Source organism: Paenibacillus sp. J22R98, assembly GCF_059383835.1.
Map to the genome: position 1 here is coordinate 395,039 of NZ_JBXENW010000007.1, position 10,622 is coordinate 405,660.

10 protein-coding genes are annotated in these 10,622 nt (G+C 50.8%); 1 reads left to right on the forward strand and 9 read right to left on the reverse strand.

Going from position 1 to position 10,622, the window contains the following annotated elements:
- Positions 1–8: 8 nt before the first annotated feature.
- Genes AC50Y3_RS21120 through AC50Y3_RS21130 form a run of 3 tightly spaced genes read right to left on the reverse strand, consistent with a single transcriptional unit; the run spans position 9 to position 3,122 of the window.
- Positions 9–761, reverse strand: a complete 753-nt coding sequence (locus AC50Y3_RS21120; RefSeq protein ID WP_494820694.1) for a glycosyltransferase family 2 protein — start codon at positions 759–761, stop codon at positions 9–11.
- On the reverse strand, positions 758–1,855 hold the full coding sequence (locus tag AC50Y3_RS21125) for a hypothetical protein (protein WP_494820695.1): 1,098 nt from the start codon (positions 1,853–1,855) through the stop codon (positions 758–760). The genes AC50Y3_RS21120 and AC50Y3_RS21125 overlap by 4 nt, the downstream gene beginning before the upstream one ends.
- Positions 1,856–1,859: 4 nt before the next feature.
- A complete protein-coding gene (locus tag AC50Y3_RS21130; RefSeq protein ID WP_494820696.1) occupies positions 1,860–3,122 on the reverse strand; it encodes a glycosyltransferase family 2 protein in 1,263 nt (420 codons plus the stop codon).
- Between the two features lie 171 nt (positions 3,123–3,293).
- Here AC50Y3_RS21130 and AC50Y3_RS21135 point away from each other — a divergent pair, with 171 nt between their 5' ends.
- The gene (locus AC50Y3_RS21135) at positions 3,294–3,767 is read left to right on the forward strand and encodes a DL-endopeptidase inhibitor IseA family protein (RefSeq protein ID WP_494820697.1); all 474 of its coding nucleotides are present in this window, start codon (positions 3,294–3,296) and stop codon (positions 3,765–3,767) included.
- 873 nt (positions 3,768–4,640) lie between these two features.
- On the opposite strand, the gene AC50Y3_RS21140 is transcribed toward AC50Y3_RS21135, so the two are convergent.
- The 6 genes from AC50Y3_RS21140 to AC50Y3_RS21165 all read right to left on the reverse strand — a co-directional run.
- Positions 4,641–5,816, reverse strand: coding sequence for a trans-sulfuration enzyme family protein (locus AC50Y3_RS21140; RefSeq protein ID WP_494820698.1), 1,176 nt, complete (start codon positions 5,814–5,816; stop codon positions 4,641–4,643).
- On the reverse strand, positions 5,813–6,640 hold the full coding sequence (locus AC50Y3_RS21145; protein ID WP_494820699.1) for a carbohydrate ABC transporter permease: 828 nt from the start codon (positions 6,638–6,640) through the stop codon (positions 5,813–5,815). Before AC50Y3_RS21145 ends, AC50Y3_RS21140 begins: the two co-directional genes overlap by 4 nt.
- On the reverse strand, positions 6,640–7,521 hold the full coding sequence (locus AC50Y3_RS21150) for a carbohydrate ABC transporter permease (protein WP_494820700.1): 882 nt from the start codon (positions 7,519–7,521) through the stop codon (positions 6,640–6,642). The genes AC50Y3_RS21145 and AC50Y3_RS21150 overlap by 1 nt, the downstream gene beginning before the upstream one ends.
- A gap of 63 nt (positions 7,522–7,584) precedes the next feature.
- Positions 7,585–8,922: an ABC transporter substrate-binding protein gene (locus tag AC50Y3_RS21155; RefSeq protein ID WP_494820701.1), complete on the reverse strand. Its 1,338-nt coding sequence runs from the start codon at positions 8,920–8,922 to the stop codon at positions 7,585–7,587.
- 110 nt (positions 8,923–9,032) lie between these two features.
- A complete protein-coding gene (locus tag AC50Y3_RS21160) occupies positions 9,033–9,713 on the reverse strand; it encodes a FadR/GntR family transcriptional regulator (protein ID WP_494820702.1) in 681 nt (226 codons plus the stop codon).
- Between the two features lie 144 nt (positions 9,714–9,857).
- The coding region (locus AC50Y3_RS21165; RefSeq protein WP_494820703.1) for a WIAG-tail domain at positions 9,858–10,622 on the reverse strand (765 nt) is incomplete at its 5' end.

Consider the following 10,622-nt stretch of genomic DNA (forward strand, 5'->3'; position numbering starts at 1 on the left):
CTTTGCGCTCAATACATGAACTTAGCAGGGTCTACCTTCCACTTGGAGATAAAATGCTGCCGATTGCGCTCGACGAGCTGCTGCACTTCCTGCGGATTGCTGCGTTTGAAGCTGGCGCTGCCGCGATGATGAACGAACACATCCCTGCACATGAGCAGACTGTACCCGTGCATGCGTGCCCGGAAGCAGTAATCATCGTCCTCGTAGTGACCCGGCGTGAACCTCTCATCCAGCTCGCCGATCCGTTCATAGACCGAACGCTTGAACAGCATGCAGAAGCCAACCAGCCGCATGATCGGCTCACTGCGCTTCGCTTCCTTTACGAGCGCTATGGCCGCCTGACCATGAAACTCTTCCATCGAATTGAACGGGTACTCCACCTGCTGTCTTCCGCTGATGTAATTGGTTACAGGGCCAACTATGCCAATATCTGCGCGTGCTGTAAGAGCTCTAACCAAAGCAGGCAGCCAACCGGCCGAGACGGTCACATCGTTGTTCAGCAGCATCAGATATTCACCGCGTGCCATACGCAATCCACGGTTGCAAGCGAACGGAAACCCTGTGTTTCTGGCCAGTGACAGACAGGGAATCCCTTCACGGATACACCATTTGCATGTGCCGTCATCAGAGCCGTTGTCGACGACGATCACTTCATAAGGCGACTCTTTCGAGTCGGTATACCGGCGAATGGCTTCAATGGCACCCTGCAGAAGCGATAGTCCGTTATAGCTCGGTATAATTATGCTCGTCATGCCCTTCATGTTGCTGTTCCTCCCGCAGCGGCGCGCCGCCGAACCTGATCTGGAAATGCCAATCTTGGACCCTTCGATCTCATTGCAGTCTGCAGTGCTTCGATGTGGTCGCCAACGGATAGTTCCTTGGAAACAACGCCTACCGGCCCTCTAATCGCGACCGTCTTGTTCTTGCGTACTTTGCTGAGCGAGCAGCTTCGGACTACGAGCTTGTGCTGGATAGCCGCCATGTGGGCCACCGGCGGGACCGCAAGCGTAGATACGCCGACGGTTTCCATTCCGTGCCGTGACCAGGCATGGGGCAGCAGCTCCACCGAGTTTGCCAGTAGTTCAGAGCGACCGAGCGACCAGTTCATGAACGCTCTAACCCGCGCAGCTTCATCCCAGCTCTTGAAAATCCCAAGCAGCGGCGTCTGATCCGCCATGACAATATCTGCGCCGGTCTCTGCAATCGAGAGCATTAAGGCTAGCTGCTCTGCTGCGATAAGCGATTGTCCGTCGGCAAACAGGACAATATCGGATCTTGTCATTCGTGCACCGATCGCCCGCCCAACATCTGCGCCGAGCGCTTCTCCGATCTGCATGATCGTGATCTCCGGTACCGCGCGAAGCTCAGCAAACTCACCTTCGCCGCCACCTTCCAGCACGACGATCACTTCCTGCAGCGGCAGTCGCAGCAGCTGCTTAATCGCGGACGGATTCATGCCCGGGACGGAGAGGACGACAGCCGCAACGGATTTGCTCATCGCGACCGGCTGCCACATGCCTCGCGGCAAATCCAGGGCGGCGGCGAAGCCGTCGGCATACGCTCTGCCTTCCGCGAGCAGCTTGACTCGCAGCGCATCGGTGTGGTTTCTGCCTGCGCAGCGCTGCGTCCAGCGCTCATTCATTCGCAGCTTCGCCTCCGTGGTGCCGGCCTGCGTGATATGCCCGTTCTTGCGCAGAAGCGCAGCATCGACATGGCCGGCATGAAAGGCATTTCTTAGCTTGCCGGTATAGCTGCCGGCAGCAGCGCGCTCTTGGCCTGCTCGCGACGCACGCGAGCGATGCGTGCGGGTCATCGATGCTCTTTTGCCCGAGCGGCCTGACTTCCTGGATTGCATACGTTCACCTCGCCAAATAACGTTTTCGCTCCATATCCTTGTAGCCGCCGCGATCATCCGTCTGCTTCGCCAGCCAATCGATGGCTTCCAAGTGATCGCCTACAATAAGCAGCTCAAGCGGATTCGTCCGTTCTCTCTGCTTGCGGGGCAAGTTGAGCTTCCCCACGTTAATGCGTTTTACTGCTTGCACGGTAAGTCCATGCTGCACGGCTTTGGTATGCGCGAGCGGAGGTATCGCCAGTGCATCGGCGCCGATTCTCGCTAGAGCGGTTCGACTGATGGCATGGGGGACGGCCGTCATCGAGGTGCCTTTCAAATCGGGACGCCTCAGAATCGTATTCAGCGCATGTTTGGCGAGGACGACACTGTGGACGGATGATTTGTTCGTTGGGCCGGAATAATCGTTCAGTGCCACATCCACGCCCCCGTGTAGTACCGATTGAACGAAAGGTTTCAGCCCGGATGCCTTGATGATCATATCGCCGTCGAGAAAGAGCAGCACCTGTCCGCTGGCAGCAGCAGCCCCGACGCTTCGACCGACATCATGCCCAAGCGGCTCCGCGAACGAAATAACCCTAGCTCCCTTTCTCCGTGCAATTGCCGCCGAACCGTCAGTCGATCCGTTGATGACGACGATCACTTCTACGCTGGGATGAACCTTCTTCGCTTCTTGAATCACTTTGCCAATGGTACGACGCTCATTCATGACCGGGATGATAACCGAAACGACGGGGTTAGCCGGTGCTGCAGATACCGTTACTATAGGCTCAGGCTGTGGATGAGGCTGCGGGAGTGAATACGATTGTTGGCGTGATTGCGGCAGCGATTGCGAAACCGGCATTGGCTGTGGCACAGCTATCGCGAATGCCTGCCGCTTAACGTGTTCAATTGACGGAGATTGCCTCTGTTTCTGGTGGTAGGCAGCTTTGGAGAATATCTTCTTAGGCTGTGTCGACGCAACTTTCGCAGAGGGCGAATGCTGAACGATCGTAGGCTGCTTGGCTGCCCGTTTATTCGGTACGGACTTCTTCACACTTGCCTTCTTGCTTGCTCGCGGGACGGAATTAGCCACTGGTTTACTTTTTCGGGAAGGCGGTGGTTGCCTTGTGGGAGTTGCTGCTGCGATTGGAGGTGCGGCGGAGGTCTCGTTCCACACTGCGCGAATGGCGTAGCCCCCGGATGCCTTCGATAACCCGGCATAGACTCTATCATTTAGGAGCGGCTGCTTCCGAATCTGTTGGCTGACTCTTCCGCTGCTAGGCTTCATGATCTCGTTCACCTCCATATTCATCTTTTTACCAGTTAGTTTATGGACGATAGAGTGCAAGAGGAACGGCTGTTGTACGTTAAGGCAAGAGCCGCGCTGATTTTACGCGCTTTTCACGTCACTGAATCTACCTAATTACATATGCTGTTGGCATAGAGGAGGTGATGCCAAATGGTAGAAAGCTTACAGCTTCGACAAGCACTCCGTGTCTTCCTAAACAAAGCGGAAGCAGTCTGGTTTGATGTGTACGGCGCAAGCTTTAATAGAAAAGAGATTAAAGTTGGCGGAACAGAATATATCCAGCTGCCTTTACGCTACAGTACCAGGTCCAAAATTTACGCGTATTTCCGCAAATATTGGGGCATAGCTTTCAGCCGCATGCAGCTGCGCAGCTTGAAGTCCATCGTGCATAATGGGAGGGTTTATGTCATTTTGGGCGATCCCGGCCCCATCCCGAACTTCGTCGAATCCGTACGCATTCTGAGCATTACGAGCACCAGAATCCGGGTCCGCGCTATGTTATCCGGTGATCCCGACGGCAATGTACCGATCTACTACACCATTGCCCGCACTTCTTGCGGGTACAAAATCATCAGTCGTACCGGCAAACAATACGATTACCGGTTCTTAAGCGGCAAACAGTAATCGGGCGGCGGAGGATCAGAACAAAAAAAGGGATTGTCCTCGAAGTCATCGTTGGATGACAGGACAATCCCTTTTTGTTCTGATGCATAAGACTGTTATGCATCCGCCTGCTCAAGGCGAACGAGCGAACTGGACATCAGCTCCGAGACGGCCTTGCTGTTGCTAACTTGTTCTAACGAATCGTGGAGGTCTTATTTACACGAAAACAGCTGCCAATCAAATCTAACGAATCGTATGAGCCTTATTTGGGGAAAATTGAACCGAAAATGGCATTTTCACAAGTAATAGTGCCTGTAGGATTCGTTAGATTTTCAAATCCATTAATTCGGTTCAAATAAGACCTCTGTGGTTCGTTAGCGGTTCACGGCTAGTTGTTGGGTGGTGTTGGGAGTGTTGGCTGTTGGGTGTGCACCACTTCTGCGACAGGATCTCACAACTGAAAGATCAGATTAATTCCTCTTGGGATTCTCAGCCTCCCCAAGCCGCTGCATCCGCTTGCTTTCGATGCTGAGAGTTCGACTTCACGACTCTCAGCATTATTTCAGCTCGAATTCGCAGCTGAAAGTCGCTTTTTCGTACTCTCAGCCTTCTCAAAGCCGCCGGATTCGCTGCTTTCGATGCTGAGAGTTCGATTTCACGACTCTCAGTATCATTTCGGCTCGATTTCGCGGCTGAGAGTCGCTTTTCCCTACTCTCAGCCTTCTCCAGGCCGCTGCATCCGCTTGCTTTCGATGCTGAGAGTTCGATTTCACGACTCTCGGCATCATTTCGGCTCGATTTCGCGGCTGAGAGTCGCTTTTCCCTACTCTCAGCCCTCACAAAAAAAGGCTAAGCATCGAACAACCGATGCTCAGCCTTTTTATATCTCGTTCCTTATAGCGAATTCCAAGCGAGATCAATATCCGCCATCAGATCCTTCGGATCTTCCATTCCCACGTACAGTCTAACTACCGTAGCGGATTGTCCGTCACTACCCTGTGGAAGTGAATTTACCGTCACGAGGCTCTCGAAACCGCCCCAGCTGACCGCGATCTTGAAATATTGCAGCTTCGTTGCCCAAGCTCTCATCTTCGCAAGCGGTTCATCCGTTACGAAGGAGAATAAGCTGCTGTAGCCCTTCATCTGGCTTTTGCCCAGCTCATATTGCGGATGCGAAGACAGGCCCGGATGATTAACGCGGCTTACATACGCTTTGCGGCTCATAAACTCCGCCAGCAGCAATCCGCTCTCTTCGTGTCTTTGCATGCGCAGCGGCAATGTGCGCAGCCCCTTGGAAACGAGCGCTGCAGTCTGCGGCGTCATGAGACCGCCAAGCAGCATATACTCGGCATACCCGACTTGATCAATCAGCTCATGCGAGCCGAGTATGACGCCGCCGACACAGTCACTGTGACCGCTAATGTATTTCGTGATGGAATGTACGACCAGATCCACGCCGAGATCAAGCGGACTCTGGAAGCAAGGCGTTGCCCACGTATTATCAATAATCGTCCGTGCGCCAATAAGCTTGGCATAAGCGGCGCATTCCCGCAGATTTTGCAGCTCGAACAGTCCTGAGGTTGGGCTCTCCAGATACAACAGCTTTGTATTCGGGCGTACCGCAGCTCTGAAGCTGTCAATGGAGGTCCCGTCCACAAACGTCGTTTCCACGCCGAACTTCACCATGTAGCTTCCCAAAAACTCTCTCGTCGGTCCGTAAGCCTGATCCACGCAAATGACGTGATCTCCTTGCTGTACCGAAGACAAGATGGCCGATGAAATGGCAGCCATACCGGATGCGAAGCATTTGGCTTTGTCCGCGCCCTCGAGCTCCGCAAGCTTTTGCTCCAAATACGTTACCGTCGGATTGTTGCCGCGCGAATAGATATGATTGTCTAACAGTGCTTGAAAAGCAGTGTCGAATTCTTCGTAGGTTTGGAAAGCAAACAAGCTGTTCTGATAAATCGGCATATGGATCGCACCGTGATGCCTCGAATCAAGCTCATCATAAGAGACTTTTGTGAATTGTTTTTCCCTTTCGGTAACTGCATCGTGCCCGGTTTTACTCATCCTTTTTCTGCTCCTTGTGTCAAACCTTCTACGATGAAACGCTGTGCAAAGGCGAAAATCAAAATCGTTGGAATGATTGACAATACTACTCCTGCTGACATTGAGCCCCAATCGACGTCAAATTTGAGAATAAATGAGTTCATGGCGACCGGAATTGTCTTGAGTGAATCGTTATCCATAAATAATGCGGCTAGGAACAACTCGTTCCAGTTCTGTACGAAAGCGAAAATAAATGTAGATGCAATACCTGGCAGCATAACGGGAATAATAATCCGGATCAATGCCGTCCAACGTGAGCAGCCATCAATCATAGCCGCTTCCTCAAGACTGCCGGGAATCCGCTGGAAGAAGCCGCGCAGCATAATGGTCGAGAATGGGATTAGCCCGACCGTATACATCAGGACCAGTGCTATGCGGTGGTTAAGCAAGTGCATATGGCTCATCATGAGATATAGCGGTGCAAGCGCGATAAATCCGGGCAGCATCTGTGTGATGAAGAACGCAAGCATGATTTGGCGATGTCCTCTAAAGGTAAAGCGAGCAAGTACATACGCACTCAATACCGCAATCACCAATACGACGAATGCAGCCGAAATCGCAATCAGAAAGCTGTTGCCGATGTAAATGTGAAACTTGGATATTTTAAAAATGTTAATGAAGTTATCAAGGGTAAATGTAGTCGGCCAATATTTAATCGGATAGGAAAAAATATCCTTCTGCGGTTTCAGTGACGTGATGACGATCCAATAAAGCGGGAAGATCATACCGATTAAGTACAGTGACAAGTAACCAATTCGAAACAGGCTCAGAAGGCGTTGCTTCATTAGAAATCACCTACTTTCTCAGCCTTTGTGACTGCTAGGAAGAAGATTGTGTAAAGCAGCAAAATAATTATCATAATAATACCGATTGCTGATGCGGCACCGTAATCTCCGCCGTATAGGATTTTATCCAGCATAAGCGAGGATAAGATATGTGTTGTTCCGGCAGGGCCGCCATTGGTCAAGCCGTAAATGATCGTCGGATCGTTGAATATCCAAATCGCACGCAGCAGCGTTGTCGCGATAATAGTCGGCATAATGTAAGGCAAGGTTACGTTCAAAAACTTCCGCGTATCGGAAGCACCGTCCATGTCTGCAGCTTCGTAGAGCTCGCCGGGAACGGATTGAAGAGCAGCTAGCAGCATGATTGCGAAGAAGGCTACGCCGTACCATACGTTGGCGACAATAACGGAAACCATCGCCCATTTCGGATCCGATAGAAAACCAATACGTTCGTGAATAATGCCTAACTTGAGAAGCAGATCGTTGATAACCCCGATTTGGGAGTTAAACATCCATTTCCAGATCAACCCGATAAGGAAACCGGATAATGCCCAAGAGTAGAAAGCAAAGCCTTGATAAATCCCTCTGCCTCTGAATTGCTTCTTCATCGCCAATGCTAGAAGGAGTCCGAATGTAAATTGCAAAATCAAGGAACAGAACACCCAGTAGGCGCTGTTCTTCATGGCCATGATAATTTTAGGATCGTGGAAAGCTGCTTTAAAGTTAGCCAAACCGACAAAATGCACATTACGTAAATCAAACAGCTTGTAATCCTGGAACGCCATTAAGATTCCTTTTAAGAACGGATAATACGTAAACACCAGCACGAGACACAAAGCGGGAAGCAGCCCCGATAGTATAAAGATGCGTTGATTTTTCATAAGACACCGCCTTGCTCTTGGAATTTAGTAAGGGCGGCTTGTCGCCGCCCTCCTGTTTAATCGTTATTTTGTTGCTTTTGCTTTTTCATCTACCCAGTACTTATCCCACTTCTTCATCGTATCATCTAGATTCGCTTGACCAAGCAGAAGCGCTTGCGTAGATTCCATTGCAACTTGTCCCCATTGTGCATTACCTGCGTACTGGAACGCCGGTTTGAAGTTTACGAACGTATCTGGCTGAGTGGACATGTCGAGCAATGTTTTGTAAGGACCTGTTTTGAAGAACTCATCTTCAGCAGCGCTGGAATGAATCGGAATTAGACCGTAGTCTTTCGAGAATTGCGTGTTTTCAGCCGGGCTCGACAGGAATTCGATCAGCTTCCAAGCCGCGTCTTTATGCTCGGAGTTTGCCGCGATACCCCAGCCTGCTCCACCTGCCGCGAGCAATGCTTTGCCTGTTGGACCTGTTTGCAATGGAGCTGTTGCCCATGTGCCTGCTTGCATTTTCTCGTTAAGCGATTGAATAACGTCCGGATCTTGAAGCAGCATGCCTGTTACGCCGGAAGTAAACGCCTGTACTTGCTCTTGGAAGCCCCAGTTAACGGAATCCGGTGGCGATGCATCCTTGTAAAGCTTGAGGTAGAGCTCCATTGCTGCTTTCGCTTCCGGCGTCGAGTAAATCGTCGTGCCGTCTTTCGTAAACATGGAGTCTTCTGTATTTACTTTCTCGCCGTTAAAGGAGAGGATCATGGCATCTGTCGTACCTGTCGAACCTGAACCGCCGCGGAAGGAGAAACCGAAACGGTTCTTCGCCGGGTCAGTCAGCTTCTTCGCTGTTTCATAGAGCTCGTCCCATGATTTTGGCGGTGTCAAACCAAGTTCTTTGAACCAATCGGCACGATAGAACAATTGTCTCTCGTAGAGGCCGTTTGGAATAAAGTAGATTTTATCGCCTACCGAACCAACGGATTGGGAGATCGGTGTCAATGTTCCGAAATCGGTCCATTTATCGGTGTATGCGTTAAGTGGCTCAACAAAGCCGTTATTTACCATTTCAGCAACGTTCAGGTCACGAACCTCAAGGATGTCGATATCCTCTTTTGCACCCAGCATCGTTCTGATTTTATTGTCCGCTTGGTCGAATGGAGGGGAAATGAATTCGACTTCAATGTTTGGATTCGCAGCTTCAAACTTGTCGATCGAGGCTTGAATCAGTTTCGTTCTGTTCGGACTTGTTAAACTTTCGATCATGCGTAGCTTTACTTTCTCGTCACCTGCGTTTGCATTTGCGTTTGAGTTACTAGCCGTGCTGTCATTCGAATTGTTACCGCATCCTGCCAAAAGACCAACTGATACAACACCACAAAGCAGTGTAGTAAGAAGCTTGTTGCGACTTGTCATTGATGTCATCCCCCTATTTATTATCATGTATCATACAGTCATGCAGTCATCCTGTCTGATAGGTTGATTATAGTGAAAGCGCTTAAACCTTGTCAAGGAAAAAATTGCGCTTACTTGGCGCTTTTTATTTTCTCCTCGATGCAGTCCATCAGCTTGCCGAACTCTTCCATCGCGGTCCTCGTATCATGCGCTGCAATGCCTTTAAACATTGTAATATGAAACGGATACGTCTCATCAAAGAGCTGCTTGTCCCCAAGCGGATCGTTAAAAAACTTCTCGTATAAGCCTGAAATGGAATCTAGTACGGTCTCTAGCACCGGATTATTCGCAGCTTTAATAATGTGATGATGAAAAGCTAAATCGATCTGCGAAGTGTCCTTATTGCCCTCTTTCAAAATGCGGTATTCTTCCAGACACTCTTCTACTTCGGCAATTTGCTTGCTGGTTATCCGTTTGGAAGCCAGCGCAACAGACTGCCCTTCCAGCGCTCTGCGCACTTCCAGAATGGATAGCAGGAAATTCTTCTCTCGTTCGATCTTCACTTTCCCGGTAAAGCGGTACGTGTTGACGTCTTTGACGAAAATCCCTTTGCCATTGTGAACCTGGATAATTTCCATGGCTTCCAAATAACGAAGTGCTTCGCGCAGCGAGGAGCGGCCGACACCGAACATTTGCGTCATCTCTTCTACAGAGGGTAGCTTATCGCCTTCGGAAAGTTCCTTCACTTCTATGAAGTTCTGGATCTCTTGCGATACTTGTTCATGCACGAGTATTTTTTGTATTTTCTTCATTGTCCGCTGTTCGCCCTTTCACCTTGCTACCTATCTGATAGGTACATCGTACGCGAGAAAAGAGAGCGCTGTCAACTGGAATATACGTAACGGCCAAATAGCCGGAGCTCCCTAAGGAGACTCCGGCTATTCATTGCCGACTGTTTATTGGCCGATTCCGATCCAGTTCACCAGACCGATTGGCTCTGGGCTGATTCGAGTCCGTACGATTGTCAGTTGAACCGCTGCGGCTGTTTTGGTCTTAATCACAGCGTAGCAGGATGGCTGGTCTGTCGTTGCAACGAACACGTAGGAATTGTTGCTGAAAGGCTGATCGAAGCCGATCGTCACGTCAAGTTGCTCGCCTTGGCCTTGGAAGTTATAAGGCGCAAGCCCGAACTGCTGGATGACGGCGGATTGCCGTTTGACCGTCGTAACCGGCGTGAAGTCCAGCTTCTCGCTGCTGATGCTGCCGTCTTGCAGCAAGCTGCCTTCCAAAGCGAATTCCGGAGCCGGAGCTGTCTGTGCCGGGAATGCATCTTCAGCGAAGTGAGCTGCAGTGATGCTGCCGAGGGCGATTTTGACGCCTGTTACGGATCCGTCCTCCAGCTTGCTGGATTGTACCGCGCCATCTGCGAGCTTAGCCGCGTTTACTGCGCCTTCAGCGAGCTTCTCGGTTGTTACCGATCCGTCCTCCAGCTTGCTGGATTGTACCGCGCCATCTGCGAGCTTAGCTGTGTTTACTGCGCCTTCAGCGAGCTTCTCGGTTGTTACCGATCCGTCCTCCAGCTTGCTGGATTGTACCGCGCCATCTGCAAGCTTAGCCGCGTTTACTGCGCCTTCAGCGAGCTTCTCGGTTGTTACCGATCCGTCCTCCAGCTTGCTGGATTGTACCGCGCCATCTGCAAGCTTAGCTGTGTTTACTGCGCC